Raw genomic sequence first — 24,356 nt, forward strand, 5'->3', positions numbered from 1 at the left:
CCCGGGGAGAGGGGGCGCGATGACGAGCGGATCGCGTCGCGCGAGCGGTCGCGGGGCGCAGCGCGTGCTCATCGCGGCGCTCGTGTGCGGCTCCTTCGGCATCGGCGTCAGCGAGTTCCTGGTCATGGGGCTGCTGCCGGAGATCGCGGCCGACCTCGCGCCCGCGCACTTCTCGGCGCACCCGGACTCGGCGGTGGCGGCCGCCGGCGGCATGGCGTCGGGCTACGCGCTCGGGGTGGTCGCGGGCATGGTGCTCATGCCCGTCGTCCTGCGCCGACTCTCGGAGCGCGCGATCGTCGCGGTCTGCGCGGCCGCGATGCTGCTGCTGACGGTGCTCACGCTGGCCGCTCCCACCCTGCCCGTGGCGATCGCGCTGCGCTTCATCGCCGCCCTTCCGCACGCGAGCTACGTCGGGCTCGCCTCGCTGATGGCCGCCCGGGCGCTCGGCTCCCGGCATCACGGCCGAGGTGCCGCCATCGTGGTCGGCGGCCTCACCCTGTCGAACGTGCTCGGCGTGCCCGTGCTGATCGCGTTCGGAAGCGAGGCCGGCTGGCGGGCGGCGCTCGTCGTGTGCGCCGCGCTCTTCGCGGTGCCGCTGCTGGCGCTCGCCAGGATCGTTCCCCGTGCGGCGGAGGGCGCGGAGGCGCTGCGGGTGCAGCGGGCGCGCGGGGGCGGGCGGAGACTGGTGTCGGCGATCGTGATGATCACGAGCCTCGCCAGCGGCGCCTTCGCCGTCAGCACCTTCGTGGCTCCGGTGTCGGCGCATGTGCAGGGTGTTCCGCCGTCGATCCCGGTCTCGGTGCTCATGCTCGCGTTCGGCGTCGGCATGAACATCGGTAATTTCGGGGGCGGGGTGATCGCGGACCGCTCCGCGCCCCTGATCCTGCTGCTCAGCGGCGCCTCCGGGCTCCTGGGCGCAGGTCTGCTTCTGGCAGGCGCGACGACGAGCGCGCTCGCCATCGCCGGGATGCTCCTCGTGGGTGCGGGGCTCGGGTCGCTGACGCCCGGCGCGCAGGTCGTGTACCTGCGCCTGGCCCGTCGTCGTCCCCGCCTCGCGGCCTCCCTCGCGCCGGGGACCATCAACCTCGGAAGCTTCGTAGGCGCTCTCGCCGGCGGGGCGGGTCTTGCGGCCTTCGGGGCCCAGGCGGTCGTGATCGCCGCGCTGGGCCTCTACGGGATCGGCCTGGTACTGCTCGCCGGGGGAGGCGCCGCGCGCGACAAGATGGTAAGTTCTGCAGTACATGTTTAGTATTTATTAACGTTAGCGTCGCGATCGACGCACGAGTTCTGAGGAGATGTGCACATGAGTGAGGCGCGAACCGCTTCCCCTCGCGTGGCCGTGCTGGGAACGGGGGCGAACGGCTCGGTGATCGGCGCCGATCTGGCCGACGCCGGCGTGGATGTCACCTTCATCGATCAGTGGCCGGCGAACGTCGAGGCGATCCGCGAGCACGGGGTGCGGGTGCAGCACGGGCACGAGGGCGAGATCGTCACCACGCGGGTGCCCGCCTATCATCTCTGCCAGGTCGCGGAGCTGCGCGAGCCGTTCGATGTGGTGCTGCTGCTGGTGAAGGCCTACGACACCCGTTGGGCGACCGAGCTGATCAGGCCCCTGCTGCACGATGACTCCGTGGTCGTCGGAGTGCAGAACGGCATGACGGCCACCGTGATCGCCGATGTCGTGGGCGCCGAGCGCACGCTGGGCGCGGTGATCGAGGTGACCTCCGCGATGTACGAGCCGGGTCTCGCCGAGCGGCACTCCGGCCGCGACCGCTCCTGGTTCGCCGTCGGGGCCCTCGACGAGAGCGCCGAGCGGCACGTGGCGCCGGTCGCGGAGCTCATGCGCCACGTGGGTGTCGTCGAGGAGACGGGGGACATCCAGTCGGCGAAGTGGATGAAGCTCGTGCTGAACGCGGCCGAGCTCGTGACCTCGGCCGTGCTCGACCTCTCGATCTCCGAGTGCGCGCGCTTCGAGGGGATGCGGGAGGTGATGCTCGAGGCGGGCGACGAGGCGATCGCCGTCGCCCGGGCCCAGGGGCTCACGATCCGGCCCATCTTCGGCATGGAGGGCGATGCGGCGGCGTCCCCCGACACCTATGTCGCGACGATCCTCGACGAGCTGGTGCAGAACTACATCCTGCCGCACTCGCGTGCGACCGTGCTGCAGGACTGGATGAAGCAGCGGCGGAGCGAGGTGTTCGAGCTCAACGGCGAGGTGGTGCGCGCGGGCCGCGAGCACGGGATCCCCACGCCCGTCAACTCCGCGATCGTCGAGATCGCGCGGAAGATCGAGGTGGGGCTGCTGCAGCCGAGCACGGCGCATGTGGCGCTCATGCGGCGCGCGCTCCGCGAGCCCGTCCCGGTGCGCGCGCGAGAGCGCAGCGCCCCGCGCGCGGGCACGCGGTTCCCCGAATGAGGGTCGAAGCTCGCGGCCCCGCGGGACTTGCGTCCAGCTTCACAAACGTTTAGTCTTGCTGAACAAAAGGGTTCAGTATCTGTTACCTGCAATACGCGACGACAAGGGTGTGGTGGTATGCCGATTCCGACTTACGGTATGAACGCGGTCGATTGGGAGCAGCGGATCGATCGCGACGTGCTGCGCAGCGGTCGGGTCGCGAGGCTGCGGTCCGAACTGGAGAAGAGCGACCTGGGCGCCCTGCTCGCGTTCGACTTCTCGAACATCCGCTACATGTCCTCCACGCACATCGGCACCTGGGCCATGGACAAGGCGATCCGATTCTCGCTCATCACGCGCAACAGCGATCCGATCGTGTGGGACTTCGGATCCGCCGCCAAGCACCACGACCTCTACAACCCCTGGCTGCACACGACGACGACCGAGATGGACGCGGATCCGCATCAGCCGCATCACGGCGCCGTGAAACCGCGCGCCGAGTCCGGTGCCCGGGCCGGCATCTCGACGCTGCGCGGCGCGTTCCACCCCGACGCCGGGATCGCTGAGGAGGTCGCGCGGAAGATCCGTCGCGAGCTCGAGAAGTTCGGGCTGCTCGGCGAACCGCTGGGCGTGGACATCGTCGAGATGCCGATCCTCGCCGCCATGCAGCGGGCCGGGATCTCCGTCGTGGACGGGCAGCAGGTGTTCCTCAATGCGCGCGCCGTCAAGATGACGGAGGAGATCCAGCTGCTCACGCAGGCGGCCTCCATGGTCGACGCCGCCTATGACGAGCTCTACCGGTTCCTGAAGCCCGGCGTTCGCGAGAACGAGACGGTGGGCCTCGTCTCGAAGGTGCTCTACGATCTCGGCTCGGAGTACGTCGAGGGCGTCAACGCGATCTCCGGCGAGCGCTGCTCGCCGCATCCGCACGTGTACAGCGATCGTCTGATCCGGCCCGGCGATCCCGCCTTCTTCGACATCCTGCACAGCCACCAGGGCTATCGCACGTGCTACTACCGCACGTTCGCGGTGGGGTCGGCGAGCCGCGCGCAGGTCGACGCCTACAAGCGGGCTCGCGAATACATGGATCGTGCGATCGCGCTGGTGCGGCCGGGAGCCACGACCGCCGACATCGTCGCGGTCTGGCCGAAGGCGGAGGAGTTCGGATTCCCCGACGAGGAGGCGGCGTTCGCACTGCAGTACGGGCACGGCGTCGGGCTGTCGATCTGGGAGAAGCCGATCTTCTCGCGCCTCGTGTCGTTCGATCACCCGGAGGTGCTCGTCGAGGGCATGGTGTTCGCGCTCGAGACGTACTGGCCCTCCGCCGACGGGATCGGCGCCGCCCGCATCGAAGAGGAGGTGGTCGTCACCGCCGACGGGTGCGAGGTCATCACGAAGTTCCCGGCCGAGGAGCTGCTCGTGGCGGGCCCGAAGTACCACGCCGTCGGATTCGACCTCGCGACGCTGCGCGACTCGCAGTCGCACTTGAACACCCCCTGGGGCCGCGGCGAGGCGTAGGCCGGGCGCACGCGAGCGGGGCCCGGGGATCCCGGGCCCCGCTCGCGTCGTCCGCCCTACTTCGACGCGAGGTAGCCGCCGTCGGCGATGATGGTCTGGCCGGTGATGGCGCTCGCGTCGTCGGAGGCCAGGAAGGCGACGACCTTGGCGATCTCGGCGGGCTGCATGAGCCGGCGCTGCGGGATCTGGGACAGCCAGCTCTCCACGGTCTCCGGGCTGTTCGCACCGACCCCGTCGAGGATCGGCGTCGCCGCGTACCCCGGCGCGACGGCGTTCACCCGCACGCCGTGCCCCGCCCACTCGACCGCGAGCGTGCGGGTGGCCGCGACGACACCCGCCTTGGAGGCGTCGTAGCCGACGTGCACCTCCGGGCGCACCCCGGCGAACGCGGCGATCGAGGAGAAGTTGACGACCGCGCCCGAACTCCCGATCAGCGCCGGTCCGAACTCGCGGCAGGCGACGATCGTGCCGAAGAGGTTCACCCCGAGCACGTGCTCCAGGGTCTCGTCCGGGACGGCGATGCTCGCCGACTGCTCCGCGATCCCGGCCGCGTTGACGAGCACATCGACACGGCCGAACCGGGCGAGCACCTGCTGGGCCGCGGCTGCGAGGTCGGCGGACACCGCCACGTCCACCCGCAGTGCGATCGCCTCGGTGCCGGTGCGCTCCTCGATGCGCTCGGCCTGCTCCCGGCCGGCATCGATGTTGACGTCGGCGACCGCGATCCGGAAGCCTCGCGAGGCGAGCTCGTGCGCGACGGCGGCCCCGAGGCCCTGTGCGGCGCCGGTCACCACGGCGACCTTCTGCGTGCTGTTCATGTGATTTCCTCTCGTGTGTGCGATGTTCTCCAGCCGCGGGCCGGATCCCGACCCGGGGTGGTCGTCCCGGCGCGGTCGTCCCGGCGCGAGTCCCGACGGAGGGGTCCGGGCCGCGGGCCGGTCGCCGGCGTACCGCGGCGCAGCGCGATCGATGAGCGGGGCGCGGGCGGCCGCCGGCGGCCGCCGGGCCTGCTCCCGCCGGCGTCGCTGCGGGCGGGAGGGGTTCGACCAGCCATTCACCATGACTGTACATACGTGGACCGCGCTGCGCAAGAGAACCGCGGATTCACCGCTTGACAAGCCACGGATCAGTTGCAAGAGTTTAACTGCAATGAACGCAGGTGTTCACTGAAAGCAATTGATGGTGCAAAGGAGCAACATGGGTAACTCGGCATCTTCCGTCCTCATCACGGGCGCGACCGGAGGCATCGGGCGGGAGACCGCCATCCGCTTCGCGGAGGAGGGCGTTCGGGTCGCGATCGCCGATCTGAGCCAGGAGGCCGTGGACGGCTTCGCGACGGAGCTGCGCGAAGCCCACGAGGGGATCGACGTGCTGCCGCTCGTGCTCGACCAGTCGTCGGAGGAGTCGCTCCGCGAGGGTGTGCGTCGCGTGCGCGAGTGGACCGGCGGCGAGCTGACGAGCCTCGCGCTCGTGGCGGGCACCGTGCAGTCCGAGGGGCTCTCGGTCGTCGACCTGCCGGTCGAGGAGTGGGACCGAGTGCACAACACCAACCTGCGCGGAGTCTTCCTCGCGTCGAAGCACTTCATTCCGCTCATCGCGAGGGACGGGACGGGGTCCATCACCGCGGTCGCCTCGTACTGGGGGCGCGAGGCGCACCCCTTCTACGCGTCGTACTGCACCTCGAAGGCGGGCGTGATCAGCTTCATCCAGGGGCTGGCCCGAGAGCTCGCCGACGAGGGCATCCGGGTGAACGCGGTGGCGCCCGGCAACATCAACACGCGGATGCATCAGAAGGCGCTCACCGACGAGGCCGCGGCGCGCGGCATCGGCTTCGAGGAGATGCGCGACATCGAGTGGGCGAAGATCCCGCTCAAGGTCGCGGGTCCGCCGCGGTCCATCGCCGACGGGGTCTACTTCCTGTCGAGCGCGAACGCGGGCTACATCACCGGCGCCACGCTCGACGTCAACGGCGGCGTGGTGATGACCTGAGCCGGACGACTCGTCGCCGGCCCGATCGGCGTGCGCGGCGACCGTACATCTGCATCGAAGACCGAGGAGGAGAAGGATGGATCTGAAGCTTGCGGGAAAGAAGGTGCTCGTCACGGGCGGCGCCTCGGGAATCGGCGACGCCGTGGTGCGCGCCTTCGCCGCGGAAGGGGCCCACCCCGTCGCGGTGGACATCGACGAGGCGAAGCTGGCGAGCCAGGGCCAGCAGCTGAGCGCGCAGGGACTCGATGCCGGTGCGATCACAGCGGATCTCTCGAGCCTGGCGGGCATCGAGGGGGCGGTCGCGGAGGCGGAGGCCATCTTCGGCGGCGTGCCGGACATCCTGGTGAACAACGTCGGCTCCGGCACCCTGCGCACGCTCGAGGAGACCACGGACGAGCAGTTCCACCGCACCATGGAGCTGAACTTCTTCGCCATGGTCCGGCTGTGCAAGCTCCTCCTCCCCGGCATGCAGGCGAACGGCGGCGGCTCGGTGGTGAACGTCACCTCCGACCTCTCGCGGCAGCCGGAGGACTCGATCACCGACTACGCCGCGTCGAAGGCGGCGGTCGCGTCGGTCTCGAAGTCGCTCTCACGGCTCTATGCGCCGTCGATCCGCCTGAACTGCGTCGCTCCCGGCCCCATCTACACGCCGTTCTGGTCCGACGAGGACTACGGCTGGGTGAAGACCGTCGAGCAGGCCTACGGCAAGGAGGGCATGGACGCGATCCAGGCGCTCATCGACGATCGCGGAATCCCGCTGGGCCGCATCGGAACGCCCGAGGAGGTCGCGAACGCGGTCGTGTTCCTCGCATCGGACGCCTCATCGTTCACGACGGGGGTCACCCTCGGCGTCGACGGCGGCAGCATCCGCTCAATCTTCTGACGAACGGGGACCATCATCATGGACAACATCCAGCGGCGCAGCGCGGAGTACATCTCCGAGCACAACGACACCGTGCACAGCATGTTCTTCTTCAAGATGGAGGAGCTGCGCGACGAGGTCGCCGGCGGCTATCTCGAGTTCGCGAACGAGTTCATCGTGCGCGAGGGCTCGGCCATCGAGCCGCACTCCCACAACAGCGATGAGTTCTACTTCGTGCTGGAGGGGAGCGGCACGATGACGATCGACGGCGAGAGCGCGCTTTTCAGTCAGGGTGAACTCGTGCGCATCCGCCCGCACCAGATCCACTCGCTGGCCGCCGACCGCGGGGGCGATATCAGGTGCTTCTGCTTCGCCATCAGCTACATGCCGGAGGACGAGGTGGGCTTCACCGCCTACCCCGTCGACGGCGGCGAGCCCCATTTCGTGTCGACTCGCTACTGGGGCTGAGGGACGCTCCGCCGTGCTCCCACGGCCGCAGGAGGCGGCCGGGAGCGCGGCGGAGCGGTGCCGAGCGGGCGTCGGGGCGGCGCTGCCGAAGCGTGCCGGAGGCGCCTGGTCCGGGCGCCGTCCGCAGGCCAGCTCCCGAGGGCAATGTTTACCCACTCGTTACACATCACTGATCACTTGTACTGAATGGTGTGTATTGTTACTTAACGAAAGAGATCGCGTTTCGGTCTCGTTTCGCACTGGCAGACCCAACACAAAGGAGTGCACATGCCACAGAAGAAGAGACTCATCGGGGCGGGGATCCTCGTCGCGGGGCTCCTGCTCACCACCGCCTGCAGCGGCGGTGGCGGCGGGAACGGCGGCGGGGAGGCGCCGGCGGCCGACCTCCCCGAGGAGGTGAACCTCCAGGGCGAGACGGTCGTCTCCCTGTTCACCAGCATGAACAACGACTACTACTCGAGCTGGAACGAGGGCGCCGAGCGCGCCGTGGCCGCCTTCAACGGCGAGTACGTCGCGATGACCAACGAGGGCGACCCCGCCACCCAGATCGCGCAGTTCCAGCAGCAGGTCGACGCCGGCGTGCGCATGATCTTCGTGACCGCTCCCGACCCCTCGAGCGTCGGCGAGATGGCGCGCATCGCCAATGAGAACGACGTGTGCTTCGTGAACACCTGGGAGTCGGACTTCTGGGATTCGCCCTTCAACTACGGCGACAACTACACCGCCTACCACTCGCCGGATTCGGAGCAGAGCGCGTACGAGCTCGCGAAGGCCCTGTTCGAGGAGATGGGCGGCGAGGGCAACTTCGTGCACCTGACGGGTCATCCGGGCGCCACCCCCGACTTCCAGCGCACCAACGGCGTGGACCGTGCGCTCGAGGAGTACCCCGACATCACGCTCGTCGACCGTCAGCCCGGCGAGTGGAACCGCGACGACGCGCGCAACGCCATGGCCGGCATCATCAATCGGCACGGCACCGACATCGACGGCGTCTTCGGTCAGAACGACGACGTGGGGATCGGCGCGCTGAACGCCCTCACGGAGGCCGGCGTGACCGATGTGCCGATCACGGGCATGGACGGCAACCAGGGCACCATGGAGCTCATCCAGTCGGGCGAGTTCTTCGGCGTGGCCTCCTCGCTGCCGCAGTGGCAGGCGGGATTCTCGTTCGTCCGGGCGCTCGACGCCTGCGTCAGCGGCGAGGCTCCCGACCCGCTGAACCGCCAGCTGTGGACCGGCGCCATGGTCGTCACCGCGGACAACGTGGACGAGTACATCGACACCTACACCGGCGGCAACGACCCCTACGACTGGGTCAAGATGAGCCGGGTGGCGCATCCGGACGACTGGGATCCGCAGAACTCCGTCAAGGTGATCGACATGGAGAAGATGTGGTCGTGGGCCGACCAGCCCGCCGGCTTCGAGCTCCCGCAGCCCTACGCGGACGCGGTCGGCGACATGGACGCCACCAACGCCGAGTGGGACGAGCACTGGAAGGAGCTCCGCCGCTAGCGGCGGGCCGATCCGGTACCGCAAGAGCAGCCCGGGTCGCGCGGCCGGCCGGCGCCGTCAGAGCCGCGCCGGCCGCGCGACCCGAGCGATCCCGAATCCCATCCGAAGGGCACACACCACCATGTCAGCTACTCAGGCCATCACCATCGGGCGTGCGGAGAGACGAGAGACGTTGAAGTCGGTCGGCCTTCCCCTGGTGGCCATCGTCTTCCTCATCATCCTCTTCTCGGTGCTCAGCCCCACCTTCCTGCAGCCGAGCACCTTCCTGACGATCCTCCGGGAGTCGTCGGTCCTCCTCGTCGTCGCCGTCGGCATGACCCTCGTGATCATCCAGGGCAGCATCGACCTCTCCGTGGGAGCCACGGTCACCCTTGCGGGCCTGGTCGCCGCGACGGTCACCAAGGAGACGGAGAGCGTCTTCCTCGCACTGCTCGCGGCGCTCGGAGTGGGTCTGCTCGTCGGATTCGTCAACGGCGCGATCTTCGCCTACGGCAAGGTGCCGAGCTTCCTCGTCACCCTGGGCATGTCGATGGCCGTCGGCGGCGTCGGCACCTGGCTCGTCCAGGGGCGGCCGGTGCAGGTGTCGGACCAGGCGCTCCGATGGGTCGCCCAGGGGCAGCTGCTGGTGGTGCTCCCGAACCTGGTGCTCTGGGCGGTCATCGTCTGGCTCATCTTCACCTTCATCAGCATGAAGACCCGCTTCGGCCGGTACGCGTTCGCGATCGGCGGCGCCGAAGCCGTCAGCGCACTCGCGGGGATCCCGAACCGCCGCGTGAAGCTGTGGGCGCTCACCATCGCGGGACTCTGCGCCGCCATCGCCGGCGTCCTGCTGACGTCCCGCATCGGCTCGGCCACTCCGGGCATGGGCGACGCGCTCACCCTCAACTCGATCGCGGCGGTGGTCATGGGCGGCACGGCCATCACGGGCGGCGTGGGCGGCGTGCAGCGCACGGTGCTCGGCGTGCTCGTGATCACCACGCTCACCGTCGGTCTCAACTCGCTCGGCGTCATGCCCTACATGCAGCTGATCATCCAGGGCCTGGTCGTCGTCGCCGCCGTGGCGCTCACCCTCGACCGCTCGAAGCTCACCGTCATCAAGTAGTCCCGAATCGAGACGATCATGGAACACACCCCCATCCTGGTGGCACGCGGGCTCGACAAGCGCTTCGGCCCGGTCCACGCCAACAAGTCGGTGGATCTCGACATCCGCGTCGGCGAGGTCCTCGGCCTGGTCGGCGAGAACGGGGCGGGCAAGTCGACGCTGCTCTCCATGCTGAGCGGCACGCTGCAGCGCGACTCCGGCACCCTGACCCTCAACGGCCGGGAGGTGGCCTTCAGCAGTTACTACCAGTCCGCGCTGAGCGGGGTGTTCCGCGTGTACCAGCATCAGGCGCTGGTGCCCAACATCACGGTCGCGGAGAACGTGTTCCTCGCACAGGAGAAGCGCTTCGCGACGGTGGGGGTGCTGAGCCGCCGCGAGATGGTGCGGAGGACCCGGGAGATCTTCGACGAGTTCGACGTGACGCTCGACCCGACGTCCGTGCTCAGCCGCCTGAGCTTCGCGGAGCGTCAGGTCGTCGAGATCGTGCGATGCCTCGCGCAGGCCCGCCTGCTCGGGATCGAGCACCCGGTGATCCTGCTCGACGAGCCCACGAGCGCGCTCACGCGCGGGCAGATCGAGTTCTTCTTCGCCTTCGTGAACCGGATCAAGGATCACGCGGCGCAGGTGTTCGTATCGCACCGCCTGGAGGAGATCGTGAGCCTGTGCGATCGGCTCGTCGTGCTGAAGGACGGCGAGAAGGTGGCCGAGAACGACGACCCGCGGTCGCTGAGCGAGGGCGAGATCCACTCGATGATGGTGGGTCGCACGATCGCCATGCACAAGCGCGAGCGCCGCGGCCAGGACGAGCTCCACGCCGCCGTGCGGGAGCCGGTGCTGTCGCTCGAGGGGCTGTCGAGTCCCACCTTCCGGGACGTCTCGCTGACGGTCGCCCGGGGAGAGGTCGTCGGCATCGCCGGCGTCGTGGGCTCGGGGAAGTCCCACCTCGGCCGGGCCATCTTCGAGCTCGGGGCGGGGTGCACCGGCGAGATCCGGATCGAGGGCAAGGTCCCCAGGGCCACCGGACCCCGGCAGGGCATCCGCATGTCCGTCGGGTACGTGCCGACCGAGCGGCATCGGGAGGGGCTCGTGCTGAGCCTCTCCGTCGCCCAGAACCACTCGCTGCCGTACGTGGGAGCCGCGATCGCGCCCTCCCCCGTGATCGACGGGAGGAAGGAGCGCGCCGAGGCGAACGCCGCGATCGAGCAGCTGAGCATCAAGACCCCGAGCGCCAACACGCTGATCCGCAATCTGAGCGGCGGCAACCAGCAGAAGGTCATCCTCGCCCGGTGGCTCACGCTCGGCTCGCGGCTGCTCGTGCTGGACAACCCGACGAACGGCGTCGACGTCGGCGCCAAGGGCGAGATCTACGCGATCCTGGACCGGATCACCGCGACAGGGGTGTCGGTGGTGCTGATCAGCGACGACCTGCCCGAGCTCATCACGATGTCGGATCGGATCCTCGTCATGCGCGACGGAATGATCAGGGCCGAGCACGTCGTCGACCCCGACGACCCCCCGGCAGAGGTCGACCTGGTCGCAGAGATGGTCTGAGGGCCGCGCCCTCCGAGGAACACAGGAGCTCATCGTGGAGTATCGCCCGTTCGGCAGCACCGGTTTCGAGGTGTCGGCCGTCAGCTTCGGAACGGCGCCGTTCGGCCAGCTGTTCGGCCCCGTGTCCTTCGAGCAGGGGCGCGAGGCGCTCTTCCGGGCGATCGATCTCGGCATGAACCTGGTCGACACCTCGTCCTACTACGGCGACGCCGAAGAGCGCCTCGGCCGGGTCGCCGGGGAACTCCCCGACGATGTCTGGCTGGCGACGAAGGCCGGTCGGCTGGGGTGGAGCGAGTTCGATTTCTCGCCGGCCGGCATCCGCAAGAGCCTCGAGCGGAGCCTCGCGCTGCTGCGGCGCGATCAGGTCGACCTGTTCCAGCTGCACGACATCGACTTCGTGCGACTGGGGCCGATCTTCGACGACTCGGTCGCCGAACTGCTGCAGCTGCGCGACGAGGGCAAGTGCCGGTTCATCGGCATGACCTGCTATTCGCTGCCCACCACCCGCCGGGTGCTGCTGGAAGCCCCCGTCGACGTGGCGCTCAACTATGCGCACGGCACGCTGCTGGACGACTCCCTGACCACGGAGCTGGCTCCGGTCGCCGCCGAGAAGGGCATCGGCCTGATGAACGCGGCCGCGGTCTCGCTCGGCCTGCTCGTGCCCGCGGTTCTGGAGAAGACCGAGCACAACATCGCGTCCGACGCGTCGCTCGCGGCGGCCCGGCGCATGGCCCGGGCGGCCGCAGACGCCGGCGTCGACATCGCTTTCCTGGCCAACCAGTACGCCCTGCAGCGCGTGGACTGCGCCACGACCGTCATCGGATCGACGAGCGCGAAGCACATCGAAGAGGCCGCGCGGGCACTCGAGGCGCCGATCGAGGAGGAGATCCTGGAGACCCTGCTGCGCCATCGTCTGCCGCTCGCCGATCAGCAGTGGTCGGTGGGGCTGCCGGAGAACGAGGACTGGTACTGGCTCGAGGGGTCCTAGGCCCGGCCGGGCGCCCGCACGCCCGTGCAGTACACCGCGAAGAGCTCGTCCGCGACCTGCTCGTGGCTGAGATCCCGGCCGGGGCGGTACCACTGGTACGCCCAGTTGCACATGCCGAAGAGCGCGAAGGCGGCGATCCTCGGGTGCGCCGCCGCGAGAGCGCCGGAGGCGATTCCGCGCTCGATGCGATCGAGGACGATCGCCTCGTAGCGGTCGCGCTTGGCGACCGCTACGGCTCGCAGGTCTCCGGGGAGTTCGCGGTAGTACTCGAAGAACACCCGCACGTGGTCCGACTTCGTCTCCATCAGGAGGAGGATGTCCCGGAACACGCCTCGGAGGAAGTCCTCGGGCGACAGCTCGGCGGGGCGGTCCGCCGCCCGGCGGAGCAGATCCTCGATCCACTGGTCGTGGATCTCGAAGAGGATCTCCGGCTTCTTCTGGAAGTAGTGGTAGACGGTGGCCTTGGCGCAGCCCACGCGTTCGGCGATCTGGGTGGTGGATGCGCTGTGGTAGCCGTGCTCGTTGAAGAGCTGCGCGGCCGCGTCGATGATCGCGTTGCGGCGCTGCACTCCGCCCGGGGTGAGCGCGTTGTCCAACCGAGCCATGCGGCGGGTCCTTCCTGAGCGGACGTCGGGAGGACGTCGGGGCGAGCGGCGGCCGGCCCCGCGGGGCCGGCCGATGCTTCATCGTGTCGCCTTCTCCGAGGGGAGTCAAGCTCGTGGGGCGTGCGGGATCGCCGGGCGGCGCGGCCGATCGGCCAGCCGACCGACCAGCTGGCCGGTCGGTGACTCCCGGAAAGTCCTGATGATCGCGGAAAACAGAGTCCCAAGCGTTAAGTTAAAATTAACGATGTGCAACGGAGTTCGAAATCTTCCGGCGTGAAATACGCCCGAAAAAGATTGTTGACCGGGTGTTTACAACCGAGCTGAGCTGTGCCAGGCTGTGGAGCGGACCGTTTAGCAGGAGCTTACTGCGCGGCGCGAGCGGGGCGGATCGTCCCGGCATCCGCCACGATTCCCGCGGTGGTTCGACCCGATTCCCCAACGACGAGGAGTGATCCGAGGATGACTGAACAGCGAGTGGTGCTGGTGACGGGAGCGGCCGGCGGCATGGGCCGCGAGGTGGCGGCGCGATACGCGGCCCGGGGCGACCGGTTGGTCCTCGTGGATCTCTCGGAGGAGGGCCTGGAGCGGGCCGCCGAGGAGCTCCGATCGGAGTGGCCGGGCATCGAGCTGCTCCTGGTGCCGGGCGACGTCTCGCAGCCCGCCTCGGTGCGCGAGCTGGCCGATCGGGTGCGGGAGTGGTCGGGGCGCGTGGACGTGCTCGCCCTGATCGCCGGCGTGCTGCAGCGCGCGAACAAGGTGATCGATATCGACATCGAGGAGTGGGACTTCGTCAACAACGTCAATGTCCGCGGCGTGTTCCTCATGGCCAAGCACCTCGTGCCGCTGATGCCGAGGGGCGGCGGATCCAGCATCGTGACGATCGCCTCCTGGTACGGCCACTCGGGTCACGGCTACTTCGCCGCCTACTGCGCGTCGAAGGCCGGAGTGATCAGCCTCACGCAGAGCCTGGCGGACGAGCTGGCCGAGGACGGGATCCGGGTGAACACCGTGTGCCCGGGCAACATCGATACCCAGATGCACCGCAACGCCCTGCAGGCCGAGGCCGACGCGCGCGGAATCACCTTCGAGGAGATGAAGGACATCGAGTGGGCGAAGATCCCGCTCGGGATCGCGGGCCCTCCGGGCTCCATCGCCGACGCCGTCGAGTTCCTCTCCTCCGAGAAGGCGGGCTACATCACCGGGGCCTCGATCGACGTCAACGGCGGCGTGCTCTTCCACTGACCGCACCCGAGGGCGCCGGACCGCGGGCGATGCGCGCGGACGGCCGAGATCCAGCAAACGAACGACGAAGGAGTGACGACATGCGTGCTGCGGTGTACCACGGCAAGACAGACATCCGCGTGGAACAGGTGGCCGAGCCGAACGCCCTCGGCAGCCGGGACGCGCTGCTGAGGCCGTTCTACTGCGGGATCTGCGGCACCGACCTGCACGAGTACGCCGCCGGACCCATCGTGATCCCCACCGAGGCCCACCCCCTCACCGGCGCGAGCGCGCCCCAGATCCTCGGTCACGAGTTCTCGGCGGAGGTCGTCGAGGTCGGTTCGGAGGTGACCCACCTCCGAGCCGGTGACCGGGTATCGGTCATGCCGATCCTCGCGTGCGACGAGTGCTTCTACTGCAGGCGGGGCCAGAACCACCTGTGCGAGCGGATGGCCTGCGTCGGCCTGAGCCACGAGTGGGGCGGCATCGCCGAGCTCGCCGTCGTGCCGGCGCGGGCCGCCTACCGGCTGCCCGAGGGGATGAGCGAGGTGCAGGGCGCGCTGGTCGAGCCCACCGCGGTCGCCGCCTACGGGGTCGACACCGCGAACGTGCGCCCCGGCGATCGCGTGCTCATCACCGGCACGGGCCCCATCGGCACCCTCGCGGCGATCTACGCCTCGGCGCTGGGGGCCGACGTGATCATGTCCGAGCCCAATGCGAGCCGCCGCGCGCTCGCCGCATCGCTCGACATCGGCGAGGTGCTCGACCCGACCCGGACCGATGTCGTCGACCACGTGCGGGGGCTGACCGGCGGACGCGGCGTCGACGCCGCCGTCGAGTGCTCCGGCAATGCGCGTGCGCTCGAGGCGGCGTTCGGCGCTGTGCGCTCCCGGGGCACGATCACGCAGACCGGGCTCTTCACCGGGCCGGCGCAGATCGACCCCATGCAGGTCTCCCTGCGGGAGCTCACCTACAACGGGACCTGGTGCTACCCGCTCACCGACTGGCCGCGGATCATCGACGTGATCAGCCGCCTCGAGCTGCCCGTCGAGCGCGTCGTCACGGCGATCTCCGGCATCGATGGCATCACCGAGGCGTTCGACACGCTGCTCTCCCCGACGGGCGACGAGGTCAAGCTCCTCGTCAACGCCCGGGCGTGACGCGGTCGGCAGCGGGAGCGGGCATGGGACTGCAGGCGGAGGCGGATGAGGCGCGAGCGCGTCTGAGCCGCGATCAGCTCGTCGAGGGGTTCCGGCGCATGGTGCGGATCCGCGCCTTCGAGCAGCGCGTCTCGAAGGACTACGCCTCCGGACGCATTCCGGGCTTCGTGCACGTCTCGCTGGGGCAGGAGGCGGTGGCGGTCGGGGGCTGCTCTCCGCTCGCGAGGCGGGACATGATCACCTCCAACCATCGCGGACACGGGCACTGCCTGGCGAAGGGGCTGGACCCGCTGAGCATGTTCGCGGAGCTCTACGGGCGCGACGGGGGCACCGTGCGGGGCCGGGGAGGCTCGATGCACATCGCCGACCCGGAGCTCGGCATCCTCGGGGCCAACGGGATCGTGGGCGCCGGCCTGCCCATCGCCGCCGGGGCGGGTCTCGCCGCGAAGCAGGCGGGGGAGGGGCGGGTGGTCGTCTCGTTCTTCGGCGACGGGACGGTGGCGCAGGGGCTCTTCCACGAGGCGGTGAACCTCGCGTCGCTCTGGTCGCTGCCGGTGGTCTTCCTCTGCGAGAACAACGGCTACGCGGAGTTCACCGCGGCCGCGGACGGTCACCCCGCCACCCTCGAGGAGCGCGCGGCGGGGTACCGGGTGCCCTACCTCGCCGCGAACGGCGTCGATCTGGCCGCGATGATGGGGGCGATGCAGGCGGCGACCGACCACGCCAGAGCGCACGGCCCGGTGATCGTGGAGGCCTTCACGGTGCGCTGGCACGGCCACTACGAGGGCGATCAGCAGCAGTACCGCGCCGCCGACGATCTCAGGCAGGGGCTCGACACCGACTGCATCGAGGTCGCCCGCCGCAGCCTGGTGCGCGCCGACGTGAGCCCCTCCGTGCTCGGCGCCGTGGAGGCGGAGGAGATCGAGGCGGTGTCCGAGGCCGCGCAGCGGGCGTTCGATCTGCCCGATCCCGACCTCTCCACGGTGGGGGACTACGTGCTGGCCGCCCGTCCGAGCCCGGTCCCGGAATCGGAGCCGGTCGGCGAGCCGATGAAGTACATGGCCGCCATCCGGCAGGCGATCCACGACGAACTCGAGCGGGATCCCCGCGCGGTGTTCGCGGGCATCGACGTCGCGGCGGGCGGCGGGGTCTTCGCGGTCTCGCGCGGTCTCGCCGAGGCCTTCCCGGAGCGGGTGCTCGACACCCCGATCTCCGAGTCCGCGATCCTCGGCCTGGCCGTCGGCGGTGCCATGGCCGGACTGCGACCGCTCGTCGAGATCATGTACCTCGACTTCATCGGCGTCGCCTTCGACCAGGTGCTCAATCAGGCCGCCAAGCTGCACTTCATGACCGCGGGCCGGGCGCAGATGGGGCTGACCATCCGCACTCAGTTCGGCGCCGGCCGATCGGCCGGAAGCCAGCACTCCCAGAGCCTCGAGGCGCTGCTCGCGCACATCCCCGGGCTCACGGTCGTGATGCCGGCGACCGCGGCCGACGCCTACGGGCTGCTGCGCAGCGCGATGCAGGATCCGAACCCGGTGATCTTCATCGAGAACCGCATGCTCTACGGCCGCCGGTCGCCGGCACCCGAGCCCGGGGCGCTGGTGCCCATCGGCAGGGCGAGGATCGCGCGGCCCGGGGACCGGGTGACGGTCGTGTCGTACTCGCGCATGGTGCTGGAGTGCGAAGCCGTGGCCGAGCGGCTCGCGGCGGAGGGGATCGGGGTCGAGGTGGTCGACCTGCGCACGATCGCGCCCTGGGATCGCGAGACGGTGCTCGCCTCGGTGGAGAAGACGAACCGGCTGGTCGTGGTGCACGAGGCGGTGACGGATTTCGGCGTGGGGGCGGAGATCGTGGCGACCGTGGCGAAGGACGGCTTCTGGTTCCTCGACGCGCCGATCGAGCGGGTGGGCGCACGGTTCCAGCCCGCGCCCTACGCGCCGGGACTCGAGCAGGAGTGGCTGCCCGGGCACGAGGACATCGCGGCCGCGATCCGCAGGACAGTGAGCATCTGAAGATGCGGCCCGGCACCCGGTGGAGGAATCGATGATCGAGGCGACGTGGAGACAGCCGCGGACCTTTCCGAGTGCGCTCGCGCAGCGCCGGACGCTCGCGGAGTGCTTGCGCGATGACATCGCGAGCAGCCCGGAGCGGGTCGCGGTGGTCGACGGCTCGACGACCCTGACCGCAGCCCGGCTCGGTGCGGAGTGCGCCGAGTGGCAGCGGAGGTTCGAACGGGCCGGGGTCGGACCCGGCGGCGTCGTGGCCGTGCAACTGCCCAACTGGTGGGAGGCGGTCGCCGTCGTCTTCGCGGCGTGGGGCCTCGGCGCCGTGGTCAATCTGCTGACGCCGATCTATCGTGCGCGCGATCTCCGGGTGCTCTTCGAGATGCGGGCGCCGGACGCGGTCGTGGCGCCCGCGTCCTACCGCGGCACCGACTTCGCGGCGATGCTGCGGGGCGTGGTGGACGATTGCGGGATCGCCGCCGAGGTGTTCCCGGTGCGCGATCCCGCGGCGAGGGCCGGCGCGGGCGAGGCCGCATCCGACGACGGGGCTCCCGGCTTCATCGCGCGACCGGTCTCGCCGGACGACGTCTGCATGCTCATGTACACCTCGGGCACGACGGGCCGTCCCAAGGGCGTGCTGCACACGAGCCGCTCGCTGCTGGTCGAGGCGGCCTCGATCGCCGAGGTGTTCGGGGTCAGCGGGGGCAGCGTCTTCATGCCCTCGCCGCTGACCCACATCACCGGCCTGCTCTACGGCGTGCTCATGCCGGTCATCACCGAGAGCCGCGTCGTACTGCTCGACCGGTGGGACGCGAACAGCGCTCGGGACCTCATCGAGCGCCACGGCTGCGAGATGACGGTCGCGGCGACGCCGTTCCTGCGCGGCCTCACCGACGCCTACCGCGCGGCGGGGGCGAGGAGCGCGCTCCGCACCTTCGTCTGCGGCGGCGCGGACATCCCTCCGTCGCTCATCCGGGAGGCCGAGGCGGTGCTGGGGACGACGGTCTCGCGCACCTACGGGTCGACCGAGTTCCCGACCCTCTGCGCGGTGCATCCCGGCGCCGACCCCGCCGTGCGCGCCGTCACCGACGGGACCCTCATCGGCGACGCCGAGGCCAGGCTCTCGGGCGGCGGGGACGGAGCGCCGGGGGAACTCGAAGTGGCGGGGCCCGAGATGTTCTCCGGGTATCTCGATCCTGCCGACAACCGGCACGCGACGACGCCCGACGGGTGGTTCCGGACCGGCGACCTCGCGACCATCGACGCGCAGGGCAATCTCACGATCGTCGGCCGGGTGAAGGATCTCATCATCCGCGGCGGCGAGAACATCAGCGCGAAAGAGGTGGAGGATCTGCTGATCCAGCTGCCCGAGGTGAGCGAGGTCGCGATCGTCGGGTTCCCGGACGAGCTGATGGGCGAGCGCGTGTGCGCCGTCGTCGTGAGCGCGGGGCCGGGCCTCCGGCTGTCCGCCCTCGTCGCGGCGCTGCGGGATTCCGGAGTGGCGATGCAGAAGATCCCGGAGGCGCTGATGGTCGTCGAGCAGTTGCCGAAGACGGCATCGGGCAAGGTGCAGAAGTTCGAGCTGCGGGCCCGGGTCAGGGCCGGTATCGCGGACGGGGCCGTGGAGCTGCGCGACGGGATCGACGCGTCCCGACTCATCCGCGAGGCGACGGGGGATCTGCGGCGAATAATAAACCGACCGGCTGGCCGGTTGAATGATGACGACATCGAACGAGAGGATGCATGATGCGGCGAGATATCGAGTTCCGGAGCGAGGGGACCACCGTTCGCGGGTGGCTCTACACCCCCGAGGAGGGCGAGGGGCCCTTCCCCACCATCGTGATGGCCGGCGGCTGGTGCTATGTGAAGGAGATCGTGCAGCCCCACTACGCCGAGATGTTCGCCGAGCACGGTTTCGCCGCCGTGCTGTTCGACTACCGCAACTTCGGCGACAGCGACGGCGAGCGCCGCCAGCACATCGATCCCCGCATGCAGATCGAGGACTACCGCAACGCCATCAGCTTCGCGGAGAGCCTCGAGGAGGTCGACTCCGAGCGCATCGGCGCCTGGGGCCTCTCCTACAGCGGCGGGCACTCGCTCATCCTCGCCGCGATCGACTCGCGCGTGAAGTGCGCGGTCTCGCAGATCCCCGTCATCGACGGGTATCTCAACATGCGCCTCGCCAACGGCACGGTGAACTTCCGCCGTCTCGAGGCGGCGATCCTCGAGGCGCGTCGCAAGCGGTTCGAGACGCACGAGGACACCTTCTTCCCGCACTTCACGCTCGACACCGAGCACGAGATCTCGGCGTGGCCCAACGCGGACGGCTACGAGCTCTTCGAGGGCTTCCGCAAGACGGTCGCGCCGAACTACTCCCTCGACGCCACCGCGGAGTCGGTCGAGCTCCTCATGCAGTACGACGTGCGCCCGTTCACGAAGCGGATCATCGACACCCCGACGCTCGTGATCGTCGCGGAGAACGACGACATCACGCTCTGGGACGAGGCGATGCGCGTCTACAACGAGATCCCGACCGCGAAGAAGCAGCTCGTCGTCATCGACAAGTCCGATCACCTCGCGCTCTACAGCCAGCAGTCGCTGCTGCTGCGGTGCGCGACCGCCGCCACCGAGTGGTTCCTCGAGCGGTTGATGCCGCTCGGACAGCGGGCCTCGGGATGAGCCCGGCGGACACGGCGCGGACCCCCCGGCACGGAGGCGGCCGGTTCGCGGGACAGGTGGCCATCGTCACCGGGGCGAGCCGCGGCATCGGCTTCGCCGCGGCCGAGCGGCTCGTCGGGGAGGGCGCCTCGGTGTGCCTCACCGCCCGCGGCGTCGACGAGCTCGACGAGGCGGTCCGTTCGCTGCCCGCGGGCCGGGCGATCGGTATCGCGGGCAAGGCGGACGATCCCGAGCACCGCCGGGAGGTGCTGGACGCCGTCGCCGGGCGCTGGGGCGGTCTCGACGTGCTGGTCAACGCGGCCGGGGCGAACCCCGCCTACGGTCCGCTCGAGGATCTCGACCTCGGGGCGGCGCGCAAGACGCTCGAGGTCAATCTCCTCGCCCCGCTCGCCTGGACCCAGGAGGCGACGCGGCACCCGGGGCTCGGATTCCGGCGGCGGCGAGGCCGGGTGGTCAACCTCTCATCGTCGACCGCCGCCACCCCCGCCCCGGGCATCGGGTTCTACGGCGTGGCCAAGGCCGCGCTGAGCCACCTCACCCGCACGCTCGCCGCGGAGCTCGGGCCGGACATCCGGGTGAACGCCGTGGCGCCGGCGGTGGTGCGCACGCGCTTCTCCGCCGCGCTCTACGAGGAGCGCGAGGAGCAGGTGGCCGCCGTCTACCCCCTGCGCCGGCTCGGCGCGCCCGAGGACGTCGCCGCCGCCATCGCCTACCTCGCCTCTGCCGACGCCGACTGGGTGACCGGGCGGGTGCTGACCCTCGACGGCGGTCTGGAGACCGTCGGTGGAACCGTCTAGGAGGACCGACATGGGAGAGCCGCTGGAGTGGACGTCCGAGCGCGTCGACGCGCTCAGGGACCGGACGCGCGCGTTCATCCGCGAACAGGTGATTCCGCAGGAGCCGGATCACGGGGAGCACCTCACCGAGGAGCTGCGCCGGCGCCTGCAGTCGCAGGCGTGCGAGGCGGGGGTGTTCGCGCCGCAGGCGCCCCGCGAGTTCGGCGGCCTCGGCCTTCCGATCGAGCACTGGTCGCCGGTCTTCCAGGAGGCGGGATACTCGCCGATCGGCCCCCTGGCGCTGAACTGCATGGCGCCCGACGAGGGCAACATGCACCTGCTCGAGCAGATCGCCTCGCCGGAGCAGCGGCGCCGCTTCCTCGCCCCGCTCGCCACGGGTGAGACGCGATCCTGCTTCGGCATGACCGAACCGCACCCCGGAGCGGGATCCGATCCCGACGCGCTGGCGACCACTGCCGAGCGGGTGGCCGGCGGGTGGCGGATCGACGGCGAGAAGCGCTTCAGCAGCGGCGCGGTCGGGGCGGGGTTCGCGATCGTGATGGCTCGCACCGAGCAGGGGGGCACGTCCGGCGCCACGATGTTCCTGGTCGACATGGACGCCCCCGGCGTGCGCGTGGGGAGACGCCTCCACACCATCGACCGCGCCATCATCGGCGGGCATCCGCACACCCACTTCGACGGCGTGGTGGTGCCCGACGAACAGGTGCTCGGGGCCGTGGGCGAGGGCTTCCGGTACGCGCAGGTGCGATTGGGCCCGGCCCGCCTCACCCACTGCATGCGGTGGCTCGGACTGGCCAGGCGCGCGCACGACACCATGCTCGACCGCGCCGCTCGTCGCGAACTGTTCGGCGAGCGGATCGAGGCGCTCGGGATCGCGCAGGCGCTGATCGCCGATTCCGTGATCGACATCGAGACCTCGGACGCGATCATCGACCGGACGGCGCGGCTGCTCGCCGCGGACGCCCGCGCGGGGACCGCGCTCTCGTCGGTCGCCAAGGTCTTCTGCTCCGAGGCCGTCAATCGCGTGATCGACCGGTCGATCCAGCTGGTCGGCGGTGACGGGGTATCGGAGCACCTCCCGCTCGCGGGCTATCTGAACGAGGTGCGGCCGTTCAGGATCTACGACGGGTCGAGCGAAACGCAGCGGTGGGCCATCGCGCGCCGGGCGTCGCGGCGGCGCGCGCGCGAGGTCGCCGCGGGCGAACCCCGCCGGGACGAGCCGAGCGGGGAGGGCGAGCGGTGACCGGGCGCGGAGGGGACGAGCTGTTCCACGAGCAGCGGATCCGGGACTTCCTCGAAGCCCGCGGGCTCGGCTCCGGGCCGCTGCGCGCCGAACGCATCGGCGAGGGGCAGTCGAACGTCACCTTCCGGGTGCGGCAGGGCGACTCGGATCTGGTGCTGCGGCGCGGGCCGAAACCCCCGCTGCCCCGATCGGCGCACGACATGGTGCGGGAGGCGCGACTGCTGCGGGCGCTCGCCCCGACCGGCCTGCCCGTCGCCGAGGTGCTCGCCATCTGCGAGGACGAGTCGCTGCTGGGCGTGCCGTTCTACGTGATGCCGTACGTGGAGGGGGAGGTGCTGACCGCCGTCGAACCGGGGGGATGGGACGAGCCCGCGGCGCGGCGGGCGGTGGGCGAGGAGATCGTCGACACCCTCGTCGCGCTCCACCGAGTGCCGATCGACGCCGAGCCGCTCGCGAGCTTCGGCCGCCCCGATGGGTATCTCGAGCGACAGCTGCGGCGCTTCGGCGGCCTCTGGGAGGCGAGCGCGCGCCGGCATCTCCCGCTCGTCGCGGAGCTCGGGGCATGGCTCGGCTCCCGGGTTCCCGTCTCCCAGCGGTTCGGCCTCGTGCACGGCGACTATCGGCTGGGCAATCTGATGTGCGCGATGGGCTCAGGAGGGCGACCCGAGGCGGTGCTGGTGCTCGATTGGGAGATGGCGGCACTCGGCGATCCGCTCGCCGACCTGGGCTACCTGCTCGCCACCTGGGCCGAGCCCGGTGCGCCGTCGTCCGTGATGCAGCTCAGCCCGGTCACCGAGCGGCCCGGCTACCCCGCGCGCCACGAGCTCGCCGAGCGCTACGCGCGCGCGACGGGTCTCGACCTCTCGGAGCTCGGGTGGTACCAGGCGCTCGCGCTCTGGAAGGCCGCCATCTTCTGCGAGGCGATCTTCATCCGCTGGCTCGACGGCGAGCGGCCGCAGGACACGGCATTCGGTCCGCTCCTCGAGCGGGGCGTGCCCGACATGCTCGAGCAGGCGCTCGACTACACGCGCACCTCGTAGCGACCTCGAGTCGCAGTTGTGTGCAATGTGGATTAACGCGTATAGTTTTACGCAACACTGATGCGAGCGCCCCGCTCGGCATCGGCGAACCTCTCCGGCGAGTGCCGAGGGCCGTTCGCGCGGTCGCGGGGCGCTTCGCCCACCGATGGCGTTGACAGTCGACGGGAGCCCACTCATGACGGAACCTCTGCGGATCGGTGTGCTCGGGGCGGCGCGCATCAGCGAGCACACGCTGTTCCCTCCGGTGGCGGACATCGGAGGGCGGGTCGTGGCCGTGGCCGCCCGGGACGTCGAGCGGGGACGCTCGTACGCCGAGGCGCACGGCATCGAGCGGGTGGTGGAGAGCTATGCGGCGCTCGTCCGCGATCCCGAGGTCGAGGCGATCTACAATCCGCTGCCGAACGGCCTCCACACGCCGTGGAACCTGGCCGCCATCGAGGCGGGCAAGCATCTGCTCGCCGAGAAGCCCTTCGCCAGCACCGCCGCCGAGGCGCTGCTCGTCCACGAGGCCGCCCGGGCGCGGCCCGAGCTGGTGGTCTTCAACGGCTTCCACTACGGCTACCACCCGGTCTTCCGGCGATTCCTCGAGGTGCTGCGCAGCGGTGAGATCGGCGCGGTCCAGTGGGTCCGCGCGGTGATGACCGTCGACGTGCCGGATCTGCGGGACATCCGCTGGTCCTGGCCGCTGGCGGGCGGCGCGCTGATGGACGTCGGCTGCTACGTCATCGATGCGATCGGCCATGTCGCCCGAGCGCTGGGCGGCGAGGCGACCCTCCGCACCGCCCGGACCGGACACCGGGAGGGCAGCGATCCGCGCGTCGACGCGTGGGCCGAGATGACCTTCGAGCTCCCGGACGGCGTGCACGCCGTCGCTGAGGCGAACCTCATGGGGCCCCGCGACTTCACCCTCACCGCCGTCGGATCGCTGGGGTCGGTGCACCAGGCGAATCTGTCGTATGTGCACACCGATGATCGGCTCATCGTCACGACGGCGGCCGGAACCCGGGTGGAGCATCTCGGTCTCACGAGCAGCTTCACGTACCAGATGCGAGCCTTCCGGGACGCCGTCCGCGCGGGAGGGGACCACCACACGACGACGGCCGCGGCCGTCGAGAACCTGCGCGTCATCGACCGGGCGTACGAGATGGCCGGTCTGCCCCCGCGTCCGTCGGTGGAGAGCTGATGCGCCGCGGCGACGGGAGCGCATCGGCGGGCCGCGG

21 protein-coding genes are annotated in these 24,356 nt (G+C 70.3%); 19 read left to right on the plus strand and 2 right to left on the minus strand.

Annotated features, from left to right (window positions below; all coding sequences use genetic code 11):
* The first annotated feature begins 19 nt into the window (after window positions 1-19).
* The 3 genes from ACWKZU_RS09270 (at window position 20) to ACWKZU_RS09280 (ending at window position 3,913) form a co-directional block, all read left to right on the plus strand.
* Complete coding sequence (locus ACWKZU_RS09270) at window positions 20-1,249, plus strand: MFS transporter (protein WP_449282038.1); 1,230 nt, start codon at window positions 20-22, stop codon at window positions 1,247-1,249.
* A 54-nt stretch (window positions 1,250-1,303) separates the two neighbouring features.
* Window positions 1,304-2,416, plus strand: a complete 1,113-nt coding sequence (locus ACWKZU_RS09275; RefSeq protein ID WP_449282039.1) for a ketopantoate reductase family protein — start codon at window positions 1,304-1,306, stop codon at window positions 2,414-2,416.
* A gap of 138 nt (window positions 2,417-2,554) precedes the next feature.
* Complete coding sequence (locus ACWKZU_RS09280) at window positions 2,555-3,913, plus strand: M24 family metallopeptidase (protein WP_449282040.1); 1,359 nt, start codon at window positions 2,555-2,557, stop codon at window positions 3,911-3,913.
* Window positions 3,914-3,969: 56 nt separating this feature from the next.
* Here ACWKZU_RS09280 and ACWKZU_RS09285 read toward each other — a convergent pair whose 3' ends face one another.
* Complete coding sequence (locus tag ACWKZU_RS09285; RefSeq protein ID WP_449282041.1) at window positions 3,970-4,731, minus strand: SDR family NAD(P)-dependent oxidoreductase; 762 nt, start codon at window positions 4,729-4,731, stop codon at window positions 3,970-3,972.
* 379 nt (window positions 4,732-5,110) lie between these two features.
* On the opposite strand from ACWKZU_RS09285, the gene ACWKZU_RS09290 reads away from it, so the two are divergent.
* The 7 genes from ACWKZU_RS09290 to ACWKZU_RS09320 all read left to right on the plus strand — a co-directional run bounded on the left by ACWKZU_RS09290 (window position 5,111) and on the right by ACWKZU_RS09320 (window position 12,385).
* Window positions 5,111-5,902, plus strand: a complete 792-nt coding sequence (locus ACWKZU_RS09290) for an SDR family NAD(P)-dependent oxidoreductase (protein WP_449282042.1) — start codon at window positions 5,111-5,113, stop codon at window positions 5,900-5,902.
* A 76-nt stretch (window positions 5,903-5,978) separates the two neighbouring features.
* Window positions 5,979-6,785 carry an SDR family NAD(P)-dependent oxidoreductase gene (locus ACWKZU_RS09295; RefSeq protein WP_449282043.1) on the plus strand — a complete coding sequence of 269 codons (807 nt, stop codon included), beginning with the start codon at window positions 5,979-5,981 and terminating at the stop codon, window positions 6,783-6,785.
* An 18-nt stretch (window positions 6,786-6,803) separates the two neighbouring features.
* Window positions 6,804-7,232: a cupin domain-containing protein gene (locus ACWKZU_RS09300; protein WP_449282044.1), complete on the plus strand. Its 429-nt coding sequence runs from the start codon at window positions 6,804-6,806 to the stop codon at window positions 7,230-7,232.
* A gap of 267 nt (window positions 7,233-7,499) precedes the next feature.
* Window positions 7,500-8,744: a sugar ABC transporter substrate-binding protein gene (locus tag ACWKZU_RS09305; RefSeq protein WP_449282045.1), complete on the plus strand. Its 1,245-nt coding sequence runs from the start codon at window positions 7,500-7,502 to the stop codon at window positions 8,742-8,744.
* Window positions 8,745-8,865: 121 nt separating this feature from the next.
* Window positions 8,866-9,846 (plus strand): ABC transporter permease, encoded by a 981-nt coding sequence (locus ACWKZU_RS09310; RefSeq protein WP_449282046.1) that lies wholly within the window; start codon window positions 8,866-8,868, stop codon window positions 9,844-9,846.
* 18 nt (window positions 9,847-9,864) lie between these two features.
* Window positions 9,865-11,397, plus strand: coding sequence for a sugar ABC transporter ATP-binding protein (locus ACWKZU_RS09315; protein ID WP_449282047.1), 1,533 nt, complete (start codon window positions 9,865-9,867; stop codon window positions 11,395-11,397).
* 34 nt (window positions 11,398-11,431) lie between these two features.
* Window positions 11,432-12,385 (plus strand): aldo/keto reductase, encoded by a 954-nt coding sequence (locus ACWKZU_RS09320; RefSeq protein WP_449282048.1) that lies wholly within the window; start codon window positions 11,432-11,434, stop codon window positions 12,383-12,385.
* Here the strand turns inward: ACWKZU_RS09320 and ACWKZU_RS09325 are convergent.
* The gene (locus ACWKZU_RS09325) at window positions 12,382-12,990 is read right to left on the minus strand and encodes a TetR/AcrR family transcriptional regulator (protein ID WP_449282049.1); all 609 of its coding nucleotides are present in this window, start codon (window positions 12,988-12,990) and stop codon (window positions 12,382-12,384) included. The two genes, ACWKZU_RS09320 and ACWKZU_RS09325, sit on opposite strands and share 4 nt — an antisense overlap.
* A 459-nt stretch (window positions 12,991-13,449) precedes the next feature.
* Between ACWKZU_RS09325 and ACWKZU_RS09330 the strand changes: the two genes are divergently transcribed.
* The 9 genes from ACWKZU_RS09330 (at window position 13,450) to ACWKZU_RS09370 (ending at window position 24,319) form a co-directional block, all read left to right on the plus strand.
* Window positions 13,450-14,232 carry an SDR family NAD(P)-dependent oxidoreductase gene (locus ACWKZU_RS09330; protein WP_449282050.1) on the plus strand — a complete coding sequence of 261 codons (783 nt, stop codon included), beginning with the start codon at window positions 13,450-13,452 and terminating at the stop codon, window positions 14,230-14,232.
* A gap of 80 nt (window positions 14,233-14,312) precedes the next feature.
* Window positions 14,313-15,371, plus strand: a complete 1,059-nt coding sequence (locus tag ACWKZU_RS09335; RefSeq protein WP_449282051.1) for a 2,3-butanediol dehydrogenase — start codon at window positions 14,313-14,315, stop codon at window positions 15,369-15,371.
* A 23-nt stretch (window positions 15,372-15,394) separates the two neighbouring features.
* A complete protein-coding gene (locus ACWKZU_RS09340; protein WP_449282052.1) occupies window positions 15,395-17,386 on the plus strand; it encodes an alpha-ketoacid dehydrogenase subunit alpha/beta in 1,992 nt (663 codons plus the stop codon).
* A gap of 106 nt (window positions 17,387-17,492) precedes the next feature.
* Complete coding sequence (locus ACWKZU_RS09345) at window positions 17,493-19,124, plus strand: AMP-binding protein (RefSeq protein WP_449282053.1); 1,632 nt, start codon at window positions 17,493-17,495, stop codon at window positions 19,122-19,124.
* On the plus strand, window positions 19,121-20,056 hold the full coding sequence (locus tag ACWKZU_RS09350; protein ID WP_449282054.1) for an alpha/beta hydrolase: 936 nt from the start codon (window positions 19,121-19,123) through the stop codon (window positions 20,054-20,056). The genes ACWKZU_RS09345 and ACWKZU_RS09350 overlap by 4 nt, the downstream gene beginning before the upstream one ends.
* Window positions 20,053-20,853 carry an SDR family oxidoreductase gene (locus ACWKZU_RS09355; RefSeq protein ID WP_449282055.1) on the plus strand — a complete coding sequence of 267 codons (801 nt, stop codon included), beginning with the start codon at window positions 20,053-20,055 and terminating at the stop codon, window positions 20,851-20,853. Before ACWKZU_RS09350 ends, ACWKZU_RS09355 begins: the two co-directional genes overlap by 4 nt.
* Before the next feature lie 10 nt (window positions 20,854-20,863).
* On the plus strand, window positions 20,864-22,096 hold the full coding sequence (locus tag ACWKZU_RS09360) for an acyl-CoA dehydrogenase family protein (protein ID WP_449282056.1): 1,233 nt from the start codon (window positions 20,864-20,866) through the stop codon (window positions 22,094-22,096).
* Window positions 22,093-23,136, plus strand: a complete 1,044-nt coding sequence (locus ACWKZU_RS09365) for a phosphotransferase family protein (RefSeq protein WP_449282057.1) — start codon at window positions 22,093-22,095, stop codon at window positions 23,134-23,136. Before ACWKZU_RS09360 ends, ACWKZU_RS09365 begins: the two co-directional genes overlap by 4 nt.
* Before the next feature lie 175 nt (window positions 23,137-23,311).
* Window positions 23,312-24,319: a Gfo/Idh/MocA family protein gene (locus ACWKZU_RS09370; protein ID WP_449282058.1), complete on the plus strand. Its 1,008-nt coding sequence runs from the start codon at window positions 23,312-23,314 to the stop codon at window positions 24,317-24,319.
* The last annotated feature ends 37 nt before the right edge of the window (window positions 24,320-24,356 follow it).

This window comes from Leucobacter sp., from assembly GCF_053528595.1.